Source organism: uncultured Pseudomonas sp. (assembly GCF_913774235.1).
Classification (GTDB): domain Bacteria; phylum Pseudomonadota; class Gammaproteobacteria; order Pseudomonadales; family Pseudomonadaceae; genus Chryseomonas.
Map to the genome: position 1 here is coordinate 1 of NZ_CAJYDW010000011.1, position 26653 is coordinate 26653.

The 26653-nt window shown below is 68.3% G+C and carries 11 protein-coding genes; 5 read left to right on the top strand and 6 right to left on the bottom strand.

Annotation, left to right across the window (positions count from 1 at the left end; genetic code table 11):
- From QZ471_RS08945 to QZ471_RS08970, 6 genes are all read right to left on the bottom strand, one after another.
- The coding region (locus tag QZ471_RS08945; RefSeq protein WP_295462832.1) for a non-ribosomal peptide synthetase at positions 1–6205 on the bottom strand (6205 nt) is incomplete at its 3' end.
- Positions 6205–15747 carry a non-ribosomal peptide synthetase gene (locus QZ471_RS08950; RefSeq protein WP_295462834.1) on the bottom strand — a complete coding sequence of 3181 codons (9543 nt, stop codon included), beginning with the start codon at positions 15745–15747 and terminating at the stop codon, positions 6205–6207. The genes QZ471_RS08945 and QZ471_RS08950, both read right to left, overlap by 1 nt.
- A 74-nt stretch (positions 15748–15821) precedes the next feature.
- Positions 15822–17108 carry a lysine N(6)-hydroxylase/L-ornithine N(5)-oxygenase family protein gene (locus tag QZ471_RS08955; RefSeq protein WP_295462837.1) on the bottom strand — a complete coding sequence of 429 codons (1287 nt, stop codon included), beginning with the start codon at positions 17106–17108 and terminating at the stop codon, positions 15822–15824.
- Positions 17109–17255: 147 nt separating this feature from the next.
- Positions 17256–18920, bottom strand: coding sequence for a multidrug ABC transporter permease/ATP-binding protein (locus tag QZ471_RS08960; RefSeq protein WP_295462839.1), 1665 nt, complete (start codon positions 18918–18920; stop codon positions 17256–17258).
- Positions 18917–19444 (bottom strand): sigma-70 family RNA polymerase sigma factor, encoded by a 528-nt coding sequence (locus tag QZ471_RS08965; protein ID WP_295462841.1) that lies wholly within the window; start codon positions 19442–19444, stop codon positions 18917–18919. Before QZ471_RS08965 ends, QZ471_RS08960 begins: the two co-directional genes overlap by 4 nt.
- 280 nt (positions 19445–19724) lie before the next feature.
- Positions 19725–20651, bottom strand: coding sequence for a LysR family transcriptional regulator (locus tag QZ471_RS08970; protein WP_295462843.1), 927 nt, complete (start codon positions 20649–20651; stop codon positions 19725–19727).
- A 393-nt stretch (positions 20652–21044) separates the two neighbouring features.
- On the opposite strand from QZ471_RS08970, the gene QZ471_RS08975 reads away from it, so the two are divergent.
- The 5 genes from QZ471_RS08975 (at position 21045) to QZ471_RS08995 (ending at position 26645) form a co-directional block, all read left to right on the top strand.
- Complete coding sequence (locus QZ471_RS08975; protein WP_295462844.1) at positions 21045–22565, top strand: amino acid ABC transporter permease/ATP-binding protein; 1521 nt, start codon at positions 21045–21047, stop codon at positions 22563–22565.
- 29 nt (positions 22566–22594) lie between these two features.
- Positions 22595–23467, top strand: coding sequence for a phytanoyl-CoA dioxygenase family protein (locus QZ471_RS08980; RefSeq protein WP_295462846.1), 873 nt, complete (start codon positions 22595–22597; stop codon positions 23465–23467).
- A gap of 29 nt (positions 23468–23496) precedes the next feature.
- Positions 23497–24336: an ABC transporter substrate-binding protein gene (locus QZ471_RS08985; RefSeq protein WP_295462848.1), complete on the top strand. Its 840-nt coding sequence runs from the start codon at positions 23497–23499 to the stop codon at positions 24334–24336.
- 189 nt (positions 24337–24525) lie between these two features.
- The gene (locus tag QZ471_RS08990; protein WP_295462850.1) at positions 24526–25272 is read left to right on the top strand and encodes a class II aldolase and adducin N-terminal domain-containing protein; all 747 of its coding nucleotides are present in this window, start codon (positions 24526–24528) and stop codon (positions 25270–25272) included.
- 80 nt (positions 25273–25352) lie between these two features.
- Complete coding sequence (locus QZ471_RS08995; protein ID WP_295462853.1) at positions 25353–26645, top strand: NAD(P)/FAD-dependent oxidoreductase; 1293 nt, start codon at positions 25353–25355, stop codon at positions 26643–26645.
- The last annotated feature ends 8 nt before the right edge of the window (positions 26646–26653 follow it).

Genomic DNA, 26653 nt, shown 5'->3' on the forward strand with positions numbered 1-26653 from the left:
TGTCTTCCAGCATCAGCGCCAGGCGCTCGGCCGGATAGTCCGGGTCCAGCGGCAGGTAGGCGCCGCCGACCTTGAGTACCGCCAGCAGGGCGACGAACAAGTCGACGCCGCGCTCGCAGGCCACGCCTACACGGGTCTCGGCCGCGACGCCCTGCCCGCGTAGCCAATGCGCCAGGCGATTGGAGCGCGCCTCCAGGGTGGCGAAGTCCAGTCGCTCTTGGCCATGCACCAGGGCGATGGCCTGGGGTTGGCGACGGGCTTGCTCGGCGATCAGTGTGGGCAGCAGTGGCTCAGCCAAGCTCGCGGGCGCAGGTGGATTCCAGCGTTGCCAGGTGGCCAGGCCTTCGGCATCGAGTAGCGGCAGGTCGCCCAGGGGCGTTTCCGGCTGGCGGACCAGGCCGTCGAGCAACTGCCCCAGGTGGGCGGCCAGGCGTTGCACCTGAGCGGGCGCGAAGCGGGCGCGCTGGTAGTGCAGGTGCAGTTCCAAGCGCTCACCGGCCATGACGGCGATGCTTAGCGGATAGTGGGTGCGCTCGCTTACCGTCACCGCGCCGATGGTCGGTGCCTTCTGGGTAGCGCCGCGCAGGGCGGTGTCCACTGGGTAGTTCTCGAAGACCAGCAGCGTATCGAACAGTGCCTGACCGGCATGCCCGGCCAGCCGTTGCACCTCGAACAGCGGCGTGTGCTCGTGCTCGCGCAGGGCCAGGTTGTGGGCCTGCAGGGCGGGCAGCCATTGGGTGGCGGTCAGCTCCGGGGCGGGCGCCTGGACCACCGGTAGGGTATTGATGAACAGCCCCAGCAGCCGCTCGCTACCAGCGACCTCGGCCGGACGACCGGCGACGGTGGCGCCGAAGGCGACCCGGCGCTGACCGGTGTAGCGTTGCAGCAACAGGGTCCAGGCCGCCTGCACCAGGGTATTGAGGGTAACGTGCAGCCGCCGGGCGGCGGCGTCGAGCGGGGCCCGGTCGCGGATCAGGTGCTGTTCGCCACTACGCGGATCGTCCGCCGTGGTCGAGCGACCGAGGCTGTCGGCCAGACGGGTCGGCAATTCGAAGTCGGCCAGTTGTCCTTGCCAGAATTCGCCGCTACGCGCCGCGTCACGGCTGGCCAGCCAGGCGAGGTAATCGCGGTAGCGACCCGCTGCCGGCAGCGCCGCGCCGCGGGTCGCCTGGAGGACTTCCGCCAACAGCGCCGCGCTGCTCCAGCCATCGAGCAGAATATGGTGCAGCGTCCAGACCAACTGCCAGCGCTCATCACCGAGCCGCACCAGCAGCAGGCGCATCAGCGGCGGCCTGGCGAGATCGAAGGGGCGCTCTCGCTCTTCCTGCTGCAGATCGGCCAGGGCGACCGAATCCAGAGGGCGGTCGCGCCAATCCAGTTCGCGCACGGCAAGGTCGAGGTGGCGCCAGATGGCCTGCACCGCCCGGCCTTCGCCGGCCAGCCGCAGGAAGGCGGCGCGCAGCCCGGCATGGCGCCGCAGGGCCTGCCGCCAGGCGTCGAGGAAGGCGGCCTTGGGCAGCCCGTCCAACTCGACGCCTACCTGGTTGACGTAGAGATCGCCCGCGCCGCCCAGCTCGACATGGAACAGCAGCCCCTGTTGCATGGGCGTGAGGGGATAGAGCTCTTCGATGGCGGCCAGCGGCAGCGCATCGAGTTGCGCCTGGGTCAGGGCCAGCAGCGGGAAGTCCGAAGGGGTCGCGCCACTGCTCTGGCGGCACAGGGCGAGGACCTCGTCCAGCGCCGCGCCGAAGGCAGCCAACAGGGCCTGGATACGCGAGGCCTCATGGCGCTGGCCGCTGTAGGTGCAAACGAAGTGCAACTCGCCACCGCGGACGGCCCCTTCCAGGGCCAGTTCGGCCTCAAGTGGGGTGCGAGGATCGCGCGCCTGCCCAGCCGACTCCTCCGCCAGCCGGAAGCCACCCAGGTCGCTGTCGAGCTGGCCCAGATAGTTGAACAGCAGCGAACCGGCGGTGTCCGGCAGCCCCGCTTCGCCACGGGCCTGGAGCAGGCCGTAGCCGAGGCCGCCGCGCGGGATAGCTCGCAGTCGCTCCTTGATGGTTTTAAGGCTAGTGGCGAGATCGGCCTGGTCGCCCAACCGGACTGGATAGAGGCTGGTGAACCAGCCGAGGGTCCGGCTCAGATCGAGTCCGGGGAAGAGATCTTCCCGGCCATGGCCTTCCAGCAGCAGCCGCGCCTCGGCCTGCCCGCTCCAACCATGCAGGGCCCGCACCAGGGCGGTAAGCAGCAGGTCGTTGACCTGGGTGCGGAAGGCGGTGGGCGCCTGGGTCAGCAGCTCGCGGGTGCGCTCGGCGTCCAGGCGCAGGCTCAGGCGCTGGGCGTCGCGCTCCCAGGCGCGCCCGGCGGGATCGTCGCAGGGCAAGGCCGGCGCCGCCGGCAGTTGCTGCCAATAGGCCCTTTCGCCGTCCAGCTCCAGGCTTTGCAGCGCCTGGACCCAGCTGGCATAGGGGGTCGCCGCCGGCAACGCCTGCTCGGGCTCGGCGTAGGCGCGCGCCAGGTCATCCAGCAGGATACGCCAGGACACACCATCCACCGCCAGGTGATGGATCACCAGCAACAGGCGCTGACCGCCCTCGGCGAGGTCGGCGAGCACGGCGCGCAGCAGCGGTCCCTGGTCCAGGTTCAGGCTGGCCTGGGCCTCGTCGGCCAGGGCCGGTAGCTCGGCACGGCTCACCGCCGAATGCCAGAGCAGCTCGGCGTCTTCGCGGGCGCGATAGCCTTGCTGCCAGTGACCCTCGGCCTGGGCGAAGCCCAGCCGCAGAGCGCCGTGGGTGGCCACCAGCCGCGCCAGGGCCCGGCGCAGGCGCTCGGGCTCCAGCGGCGTCTCCGGTTCCAGCAGCAGCGCCTGGTTCCAGTGTTCGGGGCGCGGTAGCTCACGGGCAAAGAAGGCGTGCTGGATGGGCGCCAGCACAAAGGGTTCACGGGGTTCGGCGGCGATTTCGCCGGGCGTCTCCAGGCGCTGCACCGCGGGGGCCAATTCGGCCAGGGTCTGGCGTTCGAACAACTGCCGCGGACTGAACACCAGCCCCAGGCGCCGCGCGCGGGCGATGATCTGCAGGCTGAGGATGGAATCGCCGCCCAGGGCGAAGAAATTGTCGTCCCGCCCTACCCGCTCCACCTGCAGCAGTTCGGCCCAGAGCGCGGCCAGCTCGCTCTCGATGCCCGGCTCCGGCGCGCGATAGGCCTGCTGGGTAATTGCGGGCTCCGGCAGGGCTTTGCGGTCCAGCTTGCCGTTGGGGGTCAGGGGCAAGTGATCAAGCGCCAGCAGATGGCTGGGCACCATGAAGTCCGGCAGCCGCGCCAGCAGGGCCTGGCGCAATGCCGCCTCGTCCAGGCTCGGCGTCACCAGGTAGCCCACCAGTTGGGGTCCGGTGGCGCTCTGGCGCAGCAGCACCACCGCCTCGCTCACGCCCGCCAGCTCGCGCAGCGCCGCCTCAATCTCGCCCAGCTCCAGGCGCAGCCCGCGCAACTTGACCTGGTGGTCCAACCGGCCCAGGTAGTCCAGGGCACCGTCGTCGCGCCAGCGGGCCAGATCGCCACTGCGATACAGCCGCCCACCCGGGGTGAAGGGATCGGGGACGAAACGCTCGGCGGTCAGCCCGGGACGGCCCAGATAGCCACGCGCCAGGCCGACACCGCCGATGTACAGCTCACCGGCTACGCCGATGGGTTGCGGATTGAGGCGTTCGTCGAGGATATGGATCTGCAGGTTGGCGATGGGTCGGCCGATGGGTACCGCCAGGCGATCGGACTCCTGGCAGGTCCAGTGGGTGACGTCGATAGCAGCCTCGGTGGGGCCATAGAGGTTGTAGAGCGCCGCCTGGGGCAGCCGCCGACGGACCTCCTGGGCCAGCTCCGCCGGCAGCGCCTCGCCACTGCAGACGATACGGGTCAGGCTGGCGCAGCCGGACAGATCGTCCTGGGCCAGGAAGGCAGCCAGCATGGAGGGCACGAAATGCAGCGTGGTGATGCCTTCGCGGGCGATCAGGGCACTGAGCGCCGCCGGATCGCGATGCTCACCCGGACGCGCCAGCACCAGACGAGCGCCGGTCTGCAACGGCCAGAAGAATTCCCAGACCGAGACGTCGAAGCTAAAGGGCGTCTTCTGCAGCACATGGTCGTGTGAGTCCAACCCATAGGCCGCCTGCATCCACTGCAGGCGGTTGTACAGCGCCACCTGGGTGTTGCCGGCGCCCTTGGGCCGGCCAGTGGAACCCGAGGTGTAGATCAGATAGGCCAGTTGCTCGGGGTGTACCTGGAGCTCGGGCGCACTGGCCGGTTCGCCGGACAGGTCCAGCCGCTCCAGGTCCAGGACATCCAAATCGAGTTCATTGGGCAGCAGGGCCAGTGCCGGGCCATGACTGAGCAACAAGCTGGCGCCGCAGTCTTCCAGCATGAAAGCCAGGCGTTCGGCCGGGTAGTCCGGGTCCAGCGGCACATAGGCCGCGCCGGCCTTGAGCACCCCGTAAAGAGCGATCACCATCTCCACCGAACGCAGCATGGCCACGCCGACCCGGCTTTCGCGGCCGATGCCGCGCCCGCGCAGGTGATGGGCCAGGCGATTGGCGGCCTGGTCCAGTTCGGCGTAGCTCAGGCGACGCTCGTCCAGGCACAGGGCTTCGCGTTCAGGGTGCGAGGCGACCTGTTCGAGGAAGCCACCCAGCACGCCAGCGGGCGGCAGTGGCGCATAGGCTTCCGCGGTGGCGTTCCAATGGGCCAGGCGCTTGGGCTCCTCGGGCAATAACAGGGGCGCCTCGGCCAGGGGCTGCTGTGGTTTGTCGAGCAGGGCCTGCAACAGCACCAGGAAACGGGCGTGCAGTTGCTCGATGCGCGCCGGTTCGAAGAGATCGCTGGAATAATTCCAGTTGCCCCCGAGACTGCCGTCGGCCAGTTCCCAGGTATGCAGCGCCAGATCGAACTGGGCGCTGCCATTGTCCAGCGGCAGCAGTTCGGCGCTCAGCTCGGGCCCCAGTTGCAGGGCGTCGAGTTGGCGCGGCTGGTGGTTGTAGAGCACCTGGAACAGGGGGTGATGGCTGAGGGTGCGCTCCGGTGCCAGGGCGTCCACCAGTTGCTCGAAAGGCAGGTCCTGATGGGCCTGGGCCTCCTGTACCCGCTCCCGGGCCTGGGTCAGCAGCGCCAGGAAGTCCGCGTCGGCTGCCAGCTCCAGGCGCAGTACCTGGGTGTTGACGAAGCAGCCGATGACCCGCTCGACCTCGCTGCGCTGGCGCCCGGCGACGGGTACGCCGATGCGTAGGTCGCGCTGGCCGGAGAGACGACCGAGCAGGGTCGCATAGGCGGCCAGCAGCACGGTGAACAGCGTGGTGCACTGGGTCCGGGCGAAGTCGCCCAAGCGTTGCGCCAGGGGCGCTGGCACCTCGAAGCTCAGCCGCGCGCCACGCTGGCTGGGCGCCGCCGGGCGCGGCCGGTCGGCCGGCAATTCCAGCACCGGGTGCTCGCGGCCCAGGCGCGCGCGCCAAAACTCCAGTTGGCGCTCGCCGTCCCCAGCGTCGAGGCAGGCGCGCTGCCAGAGTGCATGATCGGCGTAGCTGACCGGTACGGCGGGCAGCTCGGCCGCGCGCCCCTCCAGTGCCGCGCGATAACAGGCGGCGAAGTCGTCCAGCAGGATCTGGATCGACCAGCCATCGGCGATGGCATGGTGCAGGCACAACAGCAGATGCGCCGGCGCTCCCTCCATGCCACGCGCCAGGCCCAGTCGCCACAGTGGCCCGCGCTCCAGGTCGAAGGGCCGGTTGGCGAAGGCGCGGGCCACGGCCGGCAAGTCCTGGGGCGAGACCTCGCCCAGCGTCTCCAGCGGCACCTCACAGGTGTCGGCCACCCGTTGCAGCGGCGTACGGCCCGGCCCCTCTTCCAGCGTGGTACGCAGGCTGGGATGGCGCGCCGTGAGAGCCGCGAAGGCCTCACGCAGCGCGCGCTCGTCCAGTCGGCCGTGCAGGCGCAAGGCACCCGGCAGGTGGTAGGCGGCATTGCCCGGTTGCAGGCGCTCCAGGAACCAGAGCCGCTGCTGGGCATGGGAGGTTTCCGCACAGGCCGCCGCGGCGCCGCCGGGAATCGGCAGCGCCGCGGCATCGAGGCCCTGGTCGCGCAACTTGGCGAGGAAGGTACGGCGCTGAGCCGGCGGCAGGCCGAGGAAACGCTTGGCCAGGGCCTGGGCTTTGTCGTGCAACATCAAGGGGTCTCCTCCAGCTCGTCCAGCAGCGCGTCCAGCGCGTCCAGGCGAGCGTCGTCCAGGGTCTGCTCGCGCAGGGTGTCGATGAGTTCGGCTTGGGCCGCTACCGTGGTGGCGGTAAAGGCCGCGGCAAGGGGCACGCGCACGCCGAGTCGCTCGTGGATGCGCGACAGCAGGCGGGTGGCCAGCAGCGAGTGGCCGCCCAGGGCGAAGAAGTCGGCGTCGCGGCCCACCTCCGCCACCTGCAACAGTTCCTGCCACAGGGCGGCCAGCTGCCGTTCGGTGTCGCTCTGCGGCGGCTGCCCCGGTGCGGCGTCCAGCGCCGGTACCGGCAACGCCCGGCGGTCGAGCTTGCCGTTGGCAGTGCGCGGCAGCCGCTCCAGCCAGAGCGCCTGGGTCGGCACCATGAACAACGGCAGGCGCTGCGCCAGGGCTTCGCGCAACGTGGCAAGGCCTGGGCGCTCGCTGCCCTGGGGCTCCAGGTAGGCCACCAGTTGCGGCCCCTGGGGTGTGGGCTGGGCGGCGACCGCGGCGTCCCGCACACCTGGTTGCGCCCGCAGCAGGGCCTCGATCTCGCCCGGCTCCAGGCGCTGGCCGCGCAACTTGATCTGGAAGTCGGTCCGACCGACGTACTCCAGCTCGCCACGGGCGTTCCAGCGCACCAGATCGCCACTGCGATAGAGGCGCTCTCCGGCCGCGAAGGGATTGGGTACGAAGCGTTCGGCCGTCAGCCCGGCGCGGCCCACATAGCCGCGCCCAAGGCCGGCGCCGCCGATGTACAGCTCGCCGACCCCGCCGCGGGGCACCAGGCGCAGCCGCCCATCGAGCACGAACAGCCGGGTGTTGTCGGTCGGCTTGCCGATGGGGATGTCGGCCTGGGGCGCGCGCAGCAGTTGAAGCGCTACGTCGTCGGCGCACTCGGCCGGGCCATAGGCATTCACCAGCGGGATGCCGGGATAGCGTTGCAGCCAGCGCGCCGCCAGGTCGGGTGCCAGCGCTTCGCCGGTGGGCAGCAGCCAGCGCAGCGCCGGCAAGGGCTGCGGCGGCAACTCCAGCAGCGCGGCGATCACTGTCGGCACGCATTCCAGAACGCTCACCCCGCTGGCGGCGACGCGCGCCAACAGCAGCGCCGGGTCCTGCACCTCGGCTTCGGCGACGATCTCCACCCGGCCGCCGAACAGCGGCGCGGTGAGGAACTGCCAGACCGAGACATCGAAGCCGGTGGCCGCCGTCTGGGCGATGACGTCGTCCTCGCCGAGCTGCAAGTACGGCAGCTTGCTCAGCTGGTTGTTGAGCATGCCCTGCTGGGTGACCATCACCCCCTTGGGCTCGCCGGTGGAGCCGGAGGTGAAGATCACGTAGGCCAGTTGATCCGGCCGGCTGCGCACGCCAGGGCCGCCCTCGGGCTGCCCAGCCAGGAGTTCCTCAAGGATCAGCAGCCGTGGCGCTCTCTGCGTCAGCGCCAGGATGGCCTCGGCCCGCTCTCGCTCGGCCTCGGGCACCACCAGCACCGGTGCGGCGCTGCCGTCCAGCAGCCGGGTGCTGCGCGCCGGGGGATGACGTTCGTCCAGCGCCAGGTAGCCGGCGCCGGCCTTGAAGACGCCGACCATCAGGGTCAGCAACGCCAGCCCCCGCGGCGCCCAGAGCACCACGACCTGATCCGGACCGATGCCTTCGGCCACCAGGGCACGGCCCAGCCGGCCCGCCTGGTGGTCCAGCTCGCCATAGCTCAGGCTGGCCTCGCCGCAGCGCGCTACCAACCGCTCCGGATGGTCGGCGGCATGGGCTTCGAAGCGTTCGATCCAGGGCAACTGATACCAATGCGGCTGAGCCGAGCCGCGGCCCCAGCCGAGCAGGCGTTCGCGCTCGTCCGGCGCCAAGGGTTCCAGCTGTTCCAGGGAGCGTTCCGGCGCCTCGATCAGGGCCAGCAGCAGGCGCTCGAACTGGCCCAGCAGGGTGCGCATGTCGGCGGCGGCGAACAGCCCGCTGTCGAAGGTGAATTGCAGGCGCAGTTCGCTACCCGGCAGCAGGACCACCGTGAGCGGATAGTTGGTGTGGGTACGGTTGGCCAGCGGGGTGATGCCGAACTCGCGCACGGCCTCCTCCACCGCGCCGCCCAGGGGCACGTTCTCGAAGACGAACAGCGATTCGAACAGCGGCTCACCGGCCGGGACCGAGGCCAGCCGCTGCAGTTCGGCCAGCGGCAGGTGCTCATGCTGGCGCAACTCCGCGTTGCGCGCCTGCAACTGCTGCAGCAATTCCAGCGCCGGCACCTCGGCGGTCGGCCGGGCGACGCGCAATGGCAGGGTGTTGATGAACAGGCCAAGGGCTTCCTCGATACCCTCCAGCTCGGGCGGCCGACCAGCGACGGTGACGCCGAAGACTACCTCGTCCTGGCCGCTGTGGCGCATTAGCAACAGCGCCCAGGCCGCCTGGACGAAGGTATTGGCGGTCAGCTGGTGGCGCCGCGCCTGGGCGGCCAGGGCGCGGGTCGCCTCTGCCGACAGCGCCACGGCTTCGTCGCGCATCTCGCCCGAGGCCAGGCCTTGGCGGCGATAGGGCAAGGGCGTGGCCGCCTCCACGCCGGCCAGCTCGGCGCGCCACCAGGCGCGACCCGCGGCGGCATCCTGGGCCCCCAACCAGGCGAGGAAGTCGGCATAGGGTCGGGCGGGTGGCAGCGCCAGCTCGGTCCCGGCGACGGCCGCCCGATAGCGAGCAAAGAATTCGCCCAGCATCAGGCCGCGGCACCAGGCGTCGATCAGCACATGGTGATGGGTTTGCACCAACTGGTAGTCGTTCGGGCCGAAGGTCACCAGGCGCAGGCGCAGCAGCGGTGGCCGGGCGAAATCGAAGCCAGTGCAGCGCTCTTCGGCCAACAACGCCTCCAGCGCGGCCAGGCCCTCCTCCCGCGGCCGGTCGCTGAAGTCCAGCAGGCTGACCGGCGAGGGCACCTGGCGATGCACCACCTGGCGCCATTCGCCGTCCACTTCCTGGAAACCGGTGCGCAGCGCTGGATGCCGCGCCACCACGGCCTCCCAGGCCTGGCAGAAGGTCTCGGCCGCCAGCGGCTGGCGCAGCTCGTAGCGGTCCTGCATCAGGTAGATGCCGCTGCCCGGCTCCAGCAGGCTGTGCATGAGAATGCCTTCCTGCATGGGTGCCAGGGGCAGCACGGCTTCGTGCTCGGCTTCCGGCGCCTGGGCGCCGTCGAGCAGCGCCGCCAGCGCGTCCACGAAGCCCTGATGCAACTGTTCGATAGCGTCCGCCGCGAAGCGCGCGGCGCTATAGCGCCAATCCAGGCGCAACTGGCCGTCCCGTACCTGGGCATCCAGCACCAGGGCGCTAGTCAGGGGGCCCTCGGGGTCGCGACTGCTGCGCAGCTCCAGCCCCCGCAGCGGGAAGCCGTCTACCACCGGCCGTTCGAAGCGGCCCAGGTAGTTGAAGGTCAGGCCATCGCGGGTATCGGCCAGGGTGGCACCGCCCAGGTAGCGCAGCAGGCCGTAGCCCAGCCCCCGCTCGGGTACCTCGGCGAGGGTCCGCCGCACCCGCGCCAGGGTGGCGCTAGGGCTGGACTCGGCGCCCAGCACCAGCGGATACAGGCAGGTGAACCAACCCAGGGTGCGACTCAATTCCAGGGCGCCGCCGCGATCCTCGCGGCCATGGCCTTCGAGGGCGATGCGGGTGGCCGCGCGGCCCGTCCACTGCCGCAGCGCCTCGGCCAGTGCCGCCAGCAACACGGCTTCGGTGCCGGGTATCTTCAGCAGCCGCTCGGTCAGCGCCACCGGCAGTCGTTGCGCCAGGCTACCGGCATCGCGGACTTGGCAGCGGCCTTGCGGATCGACGCAAGGCAGGGTCTCGGGGACCGCGGTGACCGCTTCCCAGTAACCGCGCTGCTGCTGCAACCGCGGCTCGGTGGCGCGTTGCGCCTGTTGCTGGGTCCAGGCGCTCCAGTCGCTGCCCGTATCGCCCAGCGCGAGGGACGCACCGGCGGCCAGCTGTCGATAGGCCAGCGCCAGGTCGTCAAGCAGGATGCGCCAGGAGACGCCATCCACGGCGAGGTGATGGATGGCGATCAACAACCGGGGTCGCTGTTCCGGCCCCTCGGCCAGCACCGCTCGCAGCAGGGGTCCGCGTGTGAGGTCCAGGCTGTGTTCGGCCTCGTCGAACAGCGGGGCCAGCTCGGCCTCGGCGGCCACCTGGCAGGTCCAGAGCAGCCGTTCCGCGTCTTCCTGGAGCCGCACCTGCTGGCGCCAGCCGCCTTGCTCGGTCGGTACGAAGGCCAGGCGCAAGCTGCTGTGGCGGGCGACCAAGGCCGCCAGCGCCTGGCGCAGGGCCGCGGCATCCAGCGGCGCGGCCAGTTCGAGGATGACGGACTGGTTCCAGTGCGCACGTTGCTTGACCGGCTCGCCGAAGAAGCGGGCCTGGATGGGTGTCAGGGGCAGCTCGTCTGTCACGGCAGCCACCGGCGGTTTGGCCACGACGGGCGCGGCGGCGGGCACGGCGACCGCGGCCAGGGCGGCGATGGTCTGGTGCTCGAACAGCTGCTTGGGCGTGAGCTTGAGCCCCTGGCGCCGAGCCCGGGCGATGATCTGCAGACTGAGGATGGAGTCGCCGCCCAGGGCGAAGAAGTTGTCCTCGCGCCCGACGCGTTCCACCTTGAGCGCCTCGCTCCACAGCGCCGCCAAGGCAATCTCCACCTCGCCCTGGGGCGCCGCGAATTCGGCCTGGCGAGCCTCGGGTTCCGGCAAGCGTGCGCGGTCCAGCTTGCCATTGGCGGTGAGCGGGAAGGCCTCGAGCACCAGGATCTGGGCCGGCACCAGCGCCTCGGGCAGGTGCTGCGCGAGGCGCTCCCGCAGGGATTCGCCGTCGAGCTCCCGGCCCGTCACATAGGCCACCAGTTGGCCGCGTCCATCCAGCTGCACATGGGCGGCCCCGACACCGGGCTGCGCCAGCAGGACCGTGACGACTTCGCCCGGCGCCACGCGATAGCCGCGCACCTTGAGCTGGTCGTCGCTGCGCCCGAGGAATTCCAGGCGACCATCCGCGGCCAGGCGTACCCGGTCCCCGGTGCGATAGAGGCGCTCGCCGGGCGCCCAGGGGTCCGGCAGGAAGACCGCGGCGGTATCGCCCGGGCGGCCCTGGTAACCCCGTGCCAGGCCCGCGCCCCCCAGGTAGAGGTCGCCGACGGCACCGGCGGGCAGCGGATTGAGGTCGGCGTCCAGCACCCGGGCGCGCAGATTGGGTAGTGGCGTGCCCAGGGCGATTACCGCCGCCGCATCGTCGAGGGCCGCGGTGAGGGCACCTACGGTGCTTTCGGTGGGGCCGTAATGGTTGAACAACCGGCAGCCGGGCTGGAGTTGCCGCACCCGGTCGGCCAGCGGCGCCGGCAGCGCCTCCCCGCCAAGTACCAGGGCCACGGACGGCAGCAGCCGCGCCGGGTCGGTGGCCTGCAGCAAGGCGTTCAGATGGGTGGGGACGATCTTGAGCACCGCCACCGGCTGGCGTGCGAAGTACTCGGCGCAGCGGTCGGCATCCTGGACCACCTCGTCATCCAGCAGATGCAAGGTACCGCCGCTGGCCAGGGCGCCGAACAACACCGTATGCCCCAGGTCGGCGGCGACGGTGGACACCATGGCGAAGCTGGCCCGCGGCGGCAGCGCCAGCCGCTGCAGCACGCCCTGCACATAGTTGGCGATGGCGCCGTGGGCGACCACCACGCCCTTGGGCCGACCGGTGGTCCCGGAGGTGTAGATCAGGTAAGCCGCCTGGGCCGGCAGCACCTCGACCGCCAACGCGTCCGCCGGGGCCTGCCGCCAGTCGGCCGCGGCGTCCAGCGTCAGCGTGGGCGGCCCCTCGGGCACGGGTGCGCCAAGCAGCAACTGGGCGCCGCTGTCGGCCAGTACCTGGGACTGGCGCGCCGCGGGCCATTTGGGATCGACGAAGACACAGGCGCCGCCGGCCTTGAGAATGCCCAGCAGGCCGACGACGAAGCTGGCCTGCCGCGGCTGGCAGAGCGCGACCCGCACCTCGGCGCCGACGCCCCGGTCCCGCAGCGTCCGCGCCAGGCGATTGCTGTCGGCCTCCAGTTGCGCATGGCTCAGGTGGGCATCGCTGGCCACCACCGCCGGCCCCTCCCCGGCCTGCGCCAACCCCGCGCGCCACAGCGCCAGCAGATCCGTCACCGGGAACGCTAAAGACTCGCCCGCCAGACCCGGGGTCTCCTGGGCCAGACGATAGCGCGCCAGGGGTTGCCTGGCATCGGCCACCACCTGCTGGGCCAGGTGGGCGAAATCGGCCGCCAGCGCGGCGATGCGCGGTGCGTCGAAGAGGTCGGTGGCATAGGTGAACACCGCCTCGATACCCGCCGGAACGTCGGTGATGTCCAGGCCCAGATCGAAGTGCGCGGCGCCATCGTCGAGCTGCCGCGCGGATAGCGTCACCCCGCCCAGGTCCAGCGCCTGGGGCAGCGGGAACTGCTGGGTGAATTTCACCTGGCACAGCGGATTCCAGCCTAGGTGCCGCTCCGGCGCCAGGGCTTCCACCAGCAGATCGAACGGCAGGTCCTGGTGGGCCTGGGCTTCCAGGGCGCGCTGCTTGACCTGATCGAGCAGGACGCTGAACGAACGGGCGCCGTCCAGTTGGCAACGCAGCACCTGGGTGTTGACGAAGAAGCCGATCAGCCGCTCGGTTTCCCGCCGGGTACGTCCGGCCACGGGAACGCCCACGCAGAGGTCACTGCTGCCGCTATGGCGCTGCAACAGCAGCTGGAGCAGCGCCAGGCCGACCATGAACAGCGTCGCCCCCTGGCCCTGGGCCAGGTCACGCAGTCCCTGGCTGACTGCGGCGGGCAGGTTGAAGGCGAAGCGCGCGCCCCGGCCGCTCTGTTGCGGCGGCCGGGGGCGGTCGCAGGCCAGCTCCAACCGCGCGGGTGCGTCGGCCAGTTGGGTCCGCCAGTAGGCCAGTTGCCGCTCGCGGGCTGCACCGGCCAACTCGCGACGCTGCCAGCGGGCGAAGTCGGCATAGCTGATGGCGAGCGGCGCCAGCGCGGACGTCTCGCCCGGCTCCGCCCGGTACAGGGCGGCGAAATCCTCCAGCAGCACCTGGATCGACCAGCCGTCGGCGATGATGTGGTGCAGCACCAGCAACAAGCGGTGATCCTCGGCGTCACGACGGATCAGCGCCATGCGCCACAGCGGGCCTTCGCGCAGGTCCAGCGGACGGCGCACCAGGCTCTCGACCAAGGTGGCCTGGGCCTGCTCCGGCGCTGCCGTCTGGCTCAGGTCATGGTGCTCCACCGCCCCCTGGGCCAGGGCCTCGATACATTGCTCGGGTACCTCGCCGGCACCGGCGCTGAAGCGGGTACGCAGTGCGGCATGCCGCTGTACCAGGGCCTCCAGCGCCCGCTCCAGCCGCGCCACGTCCAAGGCGCCCTGTAGGTGGATTTCACCGGCCAGGTGATAGGCGGCGTTGCCCGGCTCCAGCTGATCGAGAAACCACAGGCGCTGCTGGGCGAAGGATTGGGGCGCACGGGGCGCATCCTCGGCGACGGGACCTTCCGCCGCGGCTTCCCGCGGCAGCGCGGCCACCCGGGCGGAAAAGGCGCCCAGTGTCGAGGCCTCGAACAGCAGTGCTGGATCGACAGACACGCCGAGCGTCTCGCGCAGCCGGGCCTGCACCTGCACCACGGCGACCGAATCCCCGCCCAGGGCGAAGAAATGCGCCTGGGCGGTGAGATCGTCACGGCCAAGCACTTCGGCCCAGGCCGCGCGCACCTCGGGCAATACGGCCGGCGCCGCTGCCTGGGGCTCGCCCTGGGCCAGGGCGCCATCGCGCCACTCGGCGAAGCTGTCCAGGCTGCCGGCCAACCAGCCAGCCCGGCAGGCGGCGCGTTGCAGCTTGCCGCTGGTGGTGCGCGGCAGCGTGCCGGGTTCCAAGAGGGCGATGGCCCTGGGCGCTACCTGGAAGGCCTGGGTCAAGGCCTCCACCAAGGCGGCGCAGATGCGTTCGGCCGGCACCAGGCGGCGCACGTTGCGACTGATCTCCAGCGCCAGGCCGATGCCCTCGCGGCCGTCCTCGCCTGCCAGGGCGAAAGCCGCCACCCGGCCGCGCCGCAGGTAGTCGGCCACCTGCTCTTCCAGCACCAACTCCACATCCTGCGGATAGAGATTCTGGCCGTTGAGGATGATGATATCCTTCAGCCGCCCGGCGATATAGAGTTCGCGCTCGGCGGCGATGCCCAGGTCGCCGGTGCGTAGCCAACGGCGACCATCGCGCTCGACGAAGGCGGCGGCCGTAGCCTCTGGATTGTTCCAGTAGCCTTGCGCAAGGCTAGGACCGGCGACCCAGACCTCGCCGGCCCGCGCCTCGCCGAGCGGCTGCAAGGTGTGCGGATCGACAATCCGCAGTTCGTGGTCGGCATCGCACCAGCCGCAGCCGGCCAGGCGGCCGTGCTGCAGCGCCGCCTCGGCACCGGCGGCGCCGAGGGCGTCACCGGCGAAACGCTGGATACGGAATTCGTCGGTCGGCTCGTGGGCGCAGACATAGAGGGTCGCCTCGGCCAGGCCATAGGCCGGCGTCAGCGCCTGGCGGCGGAAGCCGGCGGCGGCGAAGCGCTCGCAGAAGGCATCCAAGGTGTCCACCCGGATCGGCTCGGAACCGGAAAAGGCCATGCTCCAACGACTCAGGTCGAGCTCGGCCAGCGCACTGTCGCTGATCCGCTCCACGCACAGGCGGTAGGCGAAGTCCGGCCCGCCGCTGACGGTGCCACCGTACTGGCTGAGCGCCTGCAGCCAGCGCGCTGGACGGGTGAGGAAGTGATTGGGCGACATCAGCGTCAGGGTGCCGCCGTGGAAGATCGGCAGCAGCAGCCCGAGCATCAGGCCCATGTCATGGTAGAGCGGCAACCAGCTCACCCATTCCTCGTCGCGCCCGGTGAAGAAGCCGCGCTGCATGGCCCTTTCGTTGGCGATCAGGTTGGCATGGCTGACCATCACGCCCTTGGGCGCCGAGGTCGAACCCGAGGTGTATTGCAGGAAGGCCAGCGCTGAAGGGTCCACCACCTGCGGTCGATAGGCCAGGACCCAACTGGCCTCGATGTCTTCCACCGCCAGGCACAGCGCGCCCTCGGGCAGCGCCTGCGCCAGGGTCTCGGCATGGGCGGCGAGGCAGGCCCGCTCGCCGAGCACCACCCGCGGCCGGGCATCGTCGAGGATGCCGCGCAGGCGCTCGATGTGCATCTGCCGACTGTTTTCCGGGGGAAAGGCCGGCACGGCGATGACCCCGGTATAGAGGCAGGCGAAGAAGGCCGCCGCGTAGTCCGGACCACTGGGCAGCAGGAGCACGCAACGCTCGCCCCGGGTCTGCCCCAGGCGCTCCTGCAGATAGCCGGCCAGGCTCAGCGCCCGCTCGCGCAGTTGGGCATAGGAGGTCAGCTGGGGCGTCTCGTCATTGGTCAGATGCCGCAGCACCGTCTTGTCCGGCTGGCGCTCGGCGTAGAAATCGAGGACGTCGACGAAATGTTCGGCTTGATCCGCTCGGGAGGTCATGGCTTCACCTGCAAAAAAAGAAGGCCGGACGCCGCCACGGCAGCGTCCCGATAAAGAAGGAAGTGGCGGGTGGCTCAGGCGGAACGCATCGCCAGCGGCGTCGCGCTGGCGAGGGTCATGGCCTCGACCAGCTCGGCGGAGCGAATCGCCAGGACCGACAGCAGGGTGTCGGACAGGCCGTGGCTGACCTCGCAGCCGCCTTGCAGGAACACCTGGACCGCCCCGCCCGCGGCCAACGGCAGGCGGTAGTGGCGGTCTGGCTCGCCGTCTTGCAGGTGCTCGCGCAGGCCGGCCAGCAGATGCTGGTGGTAGTCGCGGCGATAACCGGTGGCCAGGATCACCACGTCGTAGTTCAGCATGGTGCGGCTGCCGTCCAGCCGCCCTTCCAGCTCCAGCTCCAGCCCCTGCCCAGACGGCCGGCAGGCCACCACGGCGCGCTCGCAGAGCAGGCGATGGCGCTCCTGGCCACGCAGCTTCTGCAGATAGAACAGCTGGTAGAGGTTTTCGATCAGCTCCAGATCCACCACCGAATAGTTGGTGTTGCGGTACTCGGCGAACAGCCGCTCACGGCGCTCCGGCGATTGCGCATAGATCCGGTCGGTGAACGATGGATTGAAGATCTCGTTGACGAAGGGGCTATCGTCGGACGGCTTGAGTGCCCCGCCCCGCAGGATCAGCGACGCCTCGACCTGGGGAAAGCGCTGGGTCAGATCCTGGAAGATCTCGGCGGCGCTCTGGCCGCCGCCGATCACCGCCACCCGGCGCGGCTGGGCCGGATCGGCCAGCAACGCCTCGATCCGCCCGCGATAGGCCGAGGAATGCAGCACCCGCGCATCGCTCAGCCCGGCGAAGGCCGGCGGTACCTGCGGGGTCCCACCGATGCCGAGGATCAGGTTGCGCCCCAGGCGCCGTTGCAAGGTGCCCTGCTGATCGCGAGATACCACCTGCACGGCGTCCAGGCTGCCGTCGCGGTACCAGGGCTCCACCGCCACCACCTCCTCGCCGTAGTGCACCTGCTCGGCGAAGGCGGCCGCCGCCCAGCCGAGGTAGTCGTTGTACTCCTCGCGGCTGGGGAAAAAGGTCTTGAGGTTGATGAAGTCTTCCAGCCGTCCGCGTTCCTTCAGGTAGTTGATGAAGGTGAAGCGACTGGCCGGATTGCGCAGGGTCGCCAAATCCTTGAGAAAGGAGATCTGCATGGTGCTGCCCTCGAGCAGCATGCCTTCGTGCCAGCTGAAGGCCGGCTTGCGCTCGATGAAGCAGCCTTGGATCTGGCGCTCGGCGGCCTGCTCGTCCGCGGCGATGGCCAGCGCCAGGTTGGAAGGCCCGAAGCCGATGCCGATGTAGTCGTGGACCTGTTCCATGCGAACCTCTCGTCGATAACCGGGTGGGATTGCCCTCGAGCCGTAGCACGACTGACAATCATTCTCACCCTCATCGACGAACAGCCCTGCCGCTTGTTCAGGGCTTTTTTGCCGATCGCTGTCCACATCGGCGACGGGTTCTCACCCTTAGCCGGCGATCTCCCGTAGCGCATCGCGACTGGCCCGCTCGCGCTGCTCGCCGACCAGTTCCACCAGGCGGCCACCATCCATCTTCAAGAGCCGATCGGCCTGATCGAAATAGGCGTCGTCATGGGTGATGGCGAACACCGTCAATCCCGCCGCCTTCATCAGGGGCAGCAATTCCCGATAGAACAGCTGGCGAAACAGCGGGTCCTGGTCTGCGGCCCACTCATCCAGCAGGACGATACTGCGGCCCTCCAGCATGGCCAACAGCAGGGCCAGCCGCTTGCGCTGGCCCTGGGACAGGCGGGTATCACTCAGGCGCCCCGCCGCCACCCGGACCTTGAACTCCAGATGCAGGCGCCGCAGCCAGGTCTGCACCTGAGCCCCGTCGGCAATCCCGCCATCCGGCCCGAGCAGGCGGTCGAACAGATGGAAGTCGGTGAAGACCGAGGCGAACAGCTGGCGATAGGCCGGCCGGTCGGCCTCGCCCACTACCCTGCCATCCACCGCGATGACGCCGCGTTGCGGCTGGTACAAGCCGGTCAGCAGGCGCGCCAGGGTCGACTTGCCGCTGCCGTTACCACCCATCAGGAACACCGTTTCGCCACGCCTGAGCGTGAGATTCAGGGGGCCCACGTCGAAGCCCTGCTCATCGCCCTGGGTCTGATAGCGATACTCCACGCCACGCAATTCCAGACGCTGCCAGTCGCTGGCAAAGGCCGGTGCCGGCTCGGCGAACGTCTCCGCGGCGGGCGCCAGGGCCAGGGCCTCGACCCGCTCCAGCGCGACCTGCCCCGCCATCAGCGGGGGCAACGCCCCGACCGCCATCACCAGCGGCGTGCGCAGGAACAGGATGGTCAGGGCATAGGTGGCAGCCACCTCCGTGCTGGCCCAGCCCAGACCGTTGGCCAGGTAGAACGCCAGGCCTATGGTGCCCAGCACCATGGTGTTGGCCCAGTTGCTGGCGATGGCGTTGTAACGATCCGCCAGCGTCACGTGATCGCGATAGCCACTGGCGCTGACCTCGAAATCCTCTTCGAAGAACCGCTGGGCGCGGGCCCGATTCAGCGCCAGCTCCTTGCGGCCCTCGATCAGGGCCTGGTAGTCCTCGTAGAGGCGATTCTCCGCATCGCGCAGCAGCTGCAGATGGCGATTGAGCCGGGTCACCAACAGCCAACCCAGGCCCAGGGTCACCGTCATCCAGGCGAGGGTCACCAGGAACAACGACCAGGATAGCCAGGCCAGATAGAGAAAGGCTGCCAGGGTCAAGACCGCACCGTAGAGCAGTCCCGGCAGCTGCACGAAGGCCAGGGTGAGGTTGCGCAGGTCGCTGGACAGGCTGGCCAGAATGGCCGGTCCCCCCACGGCTTCGAGGCGTTCGATGTCGGTATCCAGCACCCGCTTCACCACCTGCCGCCGCAGATCGTAGACGAAACGGTGGCCCAGCGCGGTCAGAGCCACCTGGGCGCTGGCGGCCATCGCCAGCAACAGCAGGAGCAAGCCGAGAAACTGCAGCAGCGCCTCGGTCAACGCCGCCTGCGGGGTGACCAGCCGCCAGTTGATGAAGGCGATCACCCCGACGCTGAGCAGGGCCCCGCCCAGGCTGAGCAGCAGCACCAGGGTGGTGGCCAGGGGTCGATAGCGCAGGATGAGGCGGATGAGGGTCATGGGCGACCTCGCTTCGGACAATGACGGGCAAGACAGTTGCCGGTGAGGGACTTGCGACAATGCAGGGTGGCATCCTGCAACAGGACATTGACCAGCGCCGGCGACGCCCCTATCCGCCGGGCAACGTCGCGCTGGGTCAGGCCCTCGACCCGGCACAGGGTGATCACATCCTGGGTGCGTGCCGGCAGCTGCCGCAACGCCCGGACCACCAAGCCGATCTCCTCCCGGGCCTGGACCACGCGCTCGGCGGACACCTCACCGGCTAGGCCCTCGGCCTGTTCATCGGGGCTGGCGAACCAGCGCTCCTCCAGCTTCCGGCGGCGCAGCTGATCGACCGCCAGATTCTGCACCACCCGATACAGATAGCGCGAAGGCTCCATGACCTCCTGGGAATCGCGCCGCTCCCAGAATTTGAGAAAGGCTTCCTGCACAATATCTTCGGCCCGCTTGCGACACCCGAGTAGCCGCGTCGCGAGGGTGAGCAGCCGGCTGCGGTGATGATCGAACAGTTGACCCAGGGCCAAACCATGATCGGCAAGACGCTGCCCTACAGGCTTCGGCTGGGAGGGCTGCGTGGTCGGCTGGGTTATCTCATCGAAAGAGAGCCTGGGCTGACGTGAAGCCTGCGGCAGAGCAAGAGGCGATAGCATTTCTGCGTCCATTGAACTAGGAACGCAAAACTCTAATTGATACTCATTCTCACATCAATGAGTCGTTCAACGTTTCGTGACCCTGCTCGTAGCATGGAAAACCGCGCAGCCTTTTCCACGGGTTACCTACGCTCGGCGATTTTTCGTCCAGAACCTAAGACGACAGCTCCGGCGCCAGCGGCGAGAGGTCCACACCGCGGCAATAGTCCATGAACAACCGCGTCGCCTTGGTCGGCTCGTTGTTGCGCAGGTAGGCCATGATGAAGGTGGAGGCCGGCATGTCGTCGTGGATGTTCACCTGGGCCAGGCGCTTGCCGTCGTAGGTGATGTCCGTCGTCGGCCGGGTGACCAGCACGGAAAAGCCCAGGCCCTGCCCTACCATGCAGCGCACCATCTCGATGGAGGGCGAGCTATAGGCCACCGTGGGGTGGTAACCCTTCTCCTTAAAGATGTCGATGAAGTAGTTACGGCTGGGCACCACGTCCAGCAGGATCATGGGTTCGCGACTCAGCTCCTTGAGGGTCACCGCCTTCTTGCCCGCCAGGGGGTGGGCGGCGGGTAGCAGCGCATAGGGCTTGTGCGGGGCGTTGAGCTTTTCCTTGGTGATGGAGTCGCCCAGTTCCAGATCGTAGAGGAACACCAGGTCGAAGCGACCTCGGTGCACACCGTGCATGAGTTCGTGCTGCTCGCCGTCGTGCAGCTGGATGGTGATCTCGGGATAGAGCCGCTTGAAGCCGGCGACCAGCTTGGGCAGATAGAGCGGCGCCGCGGATTCGAAACAGCCGATGGCCACGGTGCCCGAGACCATCTCGTTTTCCGCCTTGGCGTTCTGTTCCAACTCCTGGGACAGTCGCAGCAGCTCCTTGGCCTTTTCATACAGCCGCCGGCCACTGGCGGTGAGAGAAACCCCTTGGGCGTGATGGCGAATGAACAACTTCTGCTCGAAACTTTCTTCGAGATTCTTGATGGCCACGGAAATGGACGGCTGGGAAATATGCAGTTGCCGCGCCGCCTCGACGATGCTGTCTTCCTCGACCACCGCCACGAAATAACGAAGTTGTCTCAGGGTGAAACGCGTCATGGCACTTCCATAGGATAAAACTTTGCAGATTACTTATCTGCATAGAATAAGCTTTCAAAGCGAAAGCCATGCCATTCCCCGCGACTGGGCTGCGCAGCCCATTTTATCCAGCATTGCGACCACGGCATCGAACGCCCGAGAGGCCAGTTTGCCGGGGTAAAACGCACCAAAAGACTGCATCTCACCACTCTATGATTGCATCTTGCCCCGCGTTGGGGCGTACAGCGCACAGAACAAAATGCCGTGTCTAGCTACTTAGGAAAAGCCTATGCAATGACCCGTAATTTGTTAATTGACGATAAGTCTGGCGAACGCCAATTCTGTTCTCAGCAACAGTGCGAACGCTCCGCGAAAGTGCGCACTTTCTTTGAAATGGCGACAGGTTGGCTTCCCATGACTTTCGACTGGAACTACATGTTCAGCCTGATTGGCGACACTCAATTCTGGCTGGCAACCTGGACGGTCATCAAACTCAGCACCCTCACCTGGATCATCAGCATCGCCCTGGGCTTCTTCATCGCCCTGGCCAAGCAATCCCGGTATCCGGCGCTGAGCCTCCCCGCTCGCGGTTACATCTGGTTCTTTCGCAGCGTGCCGCTGCTGGTGCTGCTGATCTTCATCTACAACCTGCCCCAGGCCGTACCGGCCACTTCGGTGGTGCTGGCCGACCCCTTCTGGGCCGGGCTGATCGGCCTGGTCATCAGCGAGACGGCCTATGTCGCCGAGATCCACCGCGGTGGCCTGCTGTCGATTCCCAAGGGCCAGGGCGAAGCGGCCCGGGCGCTGGGGCTGCGCTTTCTCGGCACCCAGTGGCGCATCGTCATTCCCCAGGCGCTGCGGGTGGCGCTGCCCTCGCTGGCCAACGAATACATCTCCATCGTCAAGCTCAGCTCCCTGGTGTCGGTGATCTCCCTTACCGAGATCCTGATGGTGGGCCAGCGGCTGTATTCGCAGAACTTCCTGGTCATGGAGACCATGGTGGCGGTGGCCTTCTACTACGTGCTGATCGTCACCCTGTTCGACTTCCTGCTCAAACGCCTGGAGCGCTTCCTCGACGTCACCCAACGCAAGGTGGTGCGTACCCCCGATGAGCAGGTGCTGGCCCTGGCCACCCAGGCCTCCACCGCCAGCGCCAAGCCGCAATGGGACGCCGCCACCCCGGCGCTGCAGGCTGCCCGCCTGCATAAGGCTTACAACGATGTCGAGGTGCTGGGCTCGGTCAACCTGCAGATCCAGCCGGGCGAAGTGGTGTCGGTGATCGGCCCGTCGGGTTCCGGCAAGACCACCCTGATCCGCCTGCTGAATGGCCTGGAGCAGTTGGACAACGGCGAGATCCGCATCAACGGTCAGCCCTTCATCCACCTGCGCAAGGACGGCGCCCAGAAGCCGCGCTTCATCGAGCACGCCGAGCATCGCCTGGACATCGGCATGGTGTTCCAGAGCTTCAATCTCTTCCCCCACCTCACGGTGCTGGACAACCTGCTGCTCGCCCCTCGCTACCACCGCCTGGATACCCCCGCGGCGCTCAAGCAGCAGGCCTATGCCCTGCTGCACAAGGTCGGGATGCTCGACCACGCCTGGAAGTATCCGCACCAGCTGTCCGGCGGTCAGCAGCAGCGCGTGGCCATCGCCCGGGCATTGATGATGCGGCCGCAGATCATGCTGTTCGACGAACCCACCTCGGCGCTGGACCCGGAAAAGGTCAACGAGGTGCTGCAGGTGATCGAGGCCCTGGCCAACGAGGGCATCACCATGGTGATCGTCACCCACGAGATGAACTTCGCCTTCAAGGTCTCGGACCGCATCGTCTTCATGGAAAAGGGCCGCGTGGTCTGCGACGACGCGCCCCAGGTACTGCGTAACGGCCAGCATCCACGCGTCGAGGCCTTCCTCAAGGACGTGTCCCTGGCTTGACCCCCACCCCTGGCTTTCGGAGAACAGACATGATCGAGCAAGCGCAACTGGAAAGTTTCCACCAGAACGGTTACCTGGTGGTCGAGAACCTGCTGACGGCCGAAGAGATCGCCGCCCTGCAGGCCGATTTCGAGCGCTGGGTGGAAGACAGCCGCAGCCACTCGCAGGCGTGGGGCGAGACCCAGGACGGCCGGGCGCGCTTTGACGTGGAGCTGGACCACCGGCCCGATCACCCGTCCCTGCGACGGGTCAGCTCGCCCACCGAGATCTCCCCGGCCTATCGCCAGGTCGCCTTCACCTCGCGGATGGCCCAGGTCGCGGCCCAGTTGATCGGCGGCAGCGGTACCCGCTTCCACCACAGCAAGATCAATTCGAAGCTGCCGCACACCGCCACCCAGGTGAAATGGCACCATGATTTCCTCTTCACCCCGCACAGCAACGATGACGTGGTCACCGCGCTACTGATGGTCAGCGAGGTTACCCCGGAAAACGGTCCGCTCACGGTCATCCCCGGCAGCCACAAGGGCCCGCTGTGGTCGCACTGGCAGGATGGCCGCTTCACCGGCGCGGTCGACGACAGCGTGGTGGCCGAACACTGCGGCGAGCCGGTGGCCTGCTTCGGCCCCGCCGGTTCGGTGTGCTTCATGCACACCCGCCTGCTGCACGCCTCCAGCCCCAACCAGACCGAATTGCCGCGCACCCTGTTCATCAGCGTCTACGCCGCCGAGGACGCCCTGCCCTTCGGCGAGAATCCGCTGCCCAGCGAACACGCCGGGGTGCTGGTGGCCGGCCAGGAAAGCGGTCTGGTGCGCAGTGTGGCCAACAGCGTCCGCCTGCCGCAGAAACCGCGCGGCGCCTCTTTCTTCGTCCAACAGGCCGGGCTCGACCAGGCCGCCGTTTGATCTTTCCCATCCCCTCAAGGAGCACCGCCATGCAAAGATTCAGCAGCGCCTCGATTCGAACCCTCACCACCACCGTACTGGGCGCCACCCTGGCGCTGACCGCGACTCTGGCCTCGGCCGACTTCCTGCAGCCGGGCAAGCTGGTCGCCGGTTCCGACCTGACCTTCTTCCCCTATGAGTACGTGCAGGACAACAAGCCGGCCGGCTTCGACATCGAATTCGTCGATGGCCTGGGCAAGATCATGGGCCGCAGCGTGGAAACCCTCGACACCCGCTTCCCCAACCTCATCACCGGCCTGCAGGGCGGTCGCTTCGACATCACCAACTCGTCCATGTACATCACCGCCGACCGCCTCAAGGTGATCGATATGATCCCCTACCTCAAGAGCGGCGAGGCCATCATCGCGCTCAAGGGCAGCGACTATCAGCCCAAGAAGCCGGAAGACTTCTGCGGCCACAAGATCGGCTCCATGGGCGCCACTTCCTGGCTGCAGCAGCTGCACAAGCTGTCGGACGAGTACTGCGTGAAGAACGGGCTCAAGCCCATCGCCGTGAGCGAATACGGCACCGATCCCCAGACCACCCAGGCGCTGCTGTCCAAGGCCGTCGAGGCCCAGATCACCGACGCCGCCGTGGCCCGTGGCCTGGTGGAAAAGCTCGGCAATCGCGTGGTGATCTCCTCCGACACCCTGATCTATCCGGTGCTCAACGGCTTCGGCGTGAAGAAGGGCAACGACGCGGTGAAGACCGCCCTGGTGGACGCGCTCAAGCAATACAGCGCCACTCCGGAGTACGCCGCGCTGCTGAAGAAGTACAACTTCCAGGCGCCCACCGAGGCGGATATAGCCGCCCTGATGCCCAAGCCCTAAGAGCCTGTTCAAAATCTGCTGCGCGTCGGCCAAACCGCGTTGAAAATGCCTTCGGAATGCTCATTTACCACTCGTAAACTCCGCTTCCTCAGGCCTTTTCGCCTTGTTTGGCTCTAGCTCGCGAGATTATGAACAGGCTCTAAGCCTGCAACGGTCGTCCCTGCGGACGACCCCTTTGGAGTCACGACCATGGCACTTTCTCCTGAGAAACGGCCCCACGAGGAACAGCTGCGTATCGATCTGGCGACGACCTTTCGCGTCATCGCTCATCTCGGCATGCACGAGGCGGTCGCCAACCACTTCAGCGCCGCCGTCTCCGCCGACGGCAAGCAGTTCCTGATCAATCCCAAGTGGAAGCACTTCTCGCGCATCCGCGCCAGCGACCTGCTGCTGCTCGATGCGGACGATCCCCAGGGCGCCGAGCGGCCCGACGTGGATCGGACGGCCTGGTCGATCCATGGGCAGATCCATCGCCGGCTGCCGGAGGCGCGGGTCGTGCTTCACCTGCACCCGGTCTACACCACGGCGGTGGCCTGCCTGGCCAAGCCCGAGGTGCCGCCCATCGACCAGAACACCGCGCGCTACTTCAATCGCATCGCGGTGGACGAACTCTACGGTGGCATGGCGGATACCGAAGCCGAGGGTGCGCGCCTCGCCGGGCTGCTGGACGGCAAGCAGCGGCTGCTGATGGGCAACCACGGCGTCATGGTGATCGCCCCCACCATCGGCCAGGCCTTCGACGACATCTGGACCCTGGAGCGGGCCTGCCAGATCCTGGTCACCGCCTGGTCCACCGGGCAGCCGCTCAAGGTGCTGTCCGCCGAAGTCGCCGAAAAGACCGCCCGGGCCTGGGAAGGCATCACCGACTTCTCCGAGCAGCACTTCGCCGAAATGAAAGAACTGATGATCCAGCAGGACCCCTCCGTGCTGGATTGATCGCCGCGGAGCCTCCGCGCTCCGCCCTCCTACTGCTTAGATGACGGCCGCACCCCGTGGAGCGGCCGAAGGGTACCGTCATGACCGCATTACCGACCGCTATCGACACCCTGGTGATAGGCGCCGGCCAAGCCGGCGTCGCCATGAGCGAGCACCTGGGCCGCCTGGGCATCGAACACCTGGTGCTGGAAAAGAACCGCATCGCCGAAGCCTGGCGCACCGGCCGCTGGGACTCCCTGGTGGCCAACGGCCCGGCCTGGCACGATCGCTTTCCCGGCCTGGAATTCCAGACGCCGCCGGATGGTTTCCCCGGCAAGGACGAGATCGCCGCCTACTTCGAGACCTATGCCCAGCAGATCGGCGCACCCATCCGCACCGGCGTTGCCGTCACCCGGGTGACCCGCCAGGAGGGCCAGAGTGGTTTCCTGGTCGAAACCTCCGCGGGCAGCCTGAGCGCACAGCGGGTGGTGGTGGCTACCGGTCCCTTCCAGAAACCGGTCATCCCGGCCATAGCGCCCAAGGACGAGGGGCTCTACCAGATCCACTCCGCCCAGTACTTCAATCCCCAGCAATTGCCCGACGGCGCGGTGCTGGTGGTGGGCGCCGGCTCCTCGGGGGTGCAGATCGCCGATGAACTGCTACGTGCCGGCAAGCGCGTCTACCTGTCGGTAGGGCCTCATGATCGTCCGCCGCGCGCCTATCGCGGGCGCGACTTCTGCTGGTGGCTGGGCGTGCTCGGCCTCTGGGACACCGAGACCATGCAGCCGGGCCGCGAGCACGTGACCATCGCCGTCAGCGGTGCCCGCGGCGGCCATACCGTGGACTTCCGCCGCCTGGCCCAGGCCGGCATGACCCTGGTGGGTCTCACCGACACCTTCGTCGATGGTGTGGTGCGCTTCCGCCCGGACCTCAACCAGAATCTCGACGCCGGCGATGCCAACTACCTGGCCCTGCTGGACGCCGCCGACGCCTATGCCGCCCGCCACGGCCTGGACCTGCCCGAAGAACCCGCAGCGCGTGAGCGCGTGGCGGACGCCGACTGCATCCGTGAACCGTTGCAAGAGCTGGATTTGAAGGCCGCCGGGGTGAGCTCGGTGATCTGGGCGACCGGCTACGCCACTGACTTCAGTTGGCTGCAGGTGGATACCTTCGGCGACAACGGCAAGCCCAAGCATCAACGCGGGGTCGGCGCCGAGCCGGGCATCTACTTCGTCGGCCTGCCCTGGCTCAGCCGCCGTGGCTCGGCCTTCATCTGGGGCTGCTGGCACGACGCCCGCCATGTCGCCGATCAGATCGCCATCCAGCGCCGTTACCAGGAGTACCGCCCCGGCGAGCAATCGACCGTCCAGCCACGTAAGTCGCGCATCGCCTGACACCCCTT

Excerpts from the sequence above, each read along its gene's own strand:
- QZ471_RS08950 (WP_295462834.1), bottom strand. The coding sequence starts at position 15,747 with ATGACCTCCCGAGCGGATCAAGCCGAACATTTCGTCGACGTCCTCGAT.
- QZ471_RS08955 (WP_295462837.1), bottom strand. The coding sequence starts at position 17,108 with ATGGAACAGGTCCACGACTACATCGGCATCGGCTTCGGGCCTTCCAAC.
- QZ471_RS08960 (WP_295462839.1), bottom strand. The coding sequence starts at position 18,920 with ATGACCCTCATCCGCCTCATCCTGCGCTATCGACCCCTGGCCACCACC.
- QZ471_RS08970 (WP_295462843.1), bottom strand. The coding sequence starts at position 20,651 with ATGACGCGTTTCACCCTGAGACAACTTCGTTATTTCGTGGCGGTGGTC.
- QZ471_RS08975 (WP_295462844.1), top strand. The coding sequence starts at position 21,045 with ATGACTTTCGACTGGAACTACATGTTCAGCCTGATTGGCGACACTCAA.
- QZ471_RS08980 (WP_295462846.1), top strand. The coding sequence starts at position 22,595 with ATGATCGAGCAAGCGCAACTGGAAAGTTTCCACCAGAACGGTTACCTG.
- QZ471_RS08985 (WP_295462848.1), top strand. The coding sequence starts at position 23,497 with ATGCAAAGATTCAGCAGCGCCTCGATTCGAACCCTCACCACCACCGTA.
- QZ471_RS08990 (WP_295462850.1), top strand. The coding sequence starts at position 24,526 with ATGGCACTTTCTCCTGAGAAACGGCCCCACGAGGAACAGCTGCGTATC.
- QZ471_RS08995 (WP_295462853.1), top strand. The coding sequence starts at position 25,353 with ATGACCGCATTACCGACCGCTATCGACACCCTGGTGATAGGCGCCGGC.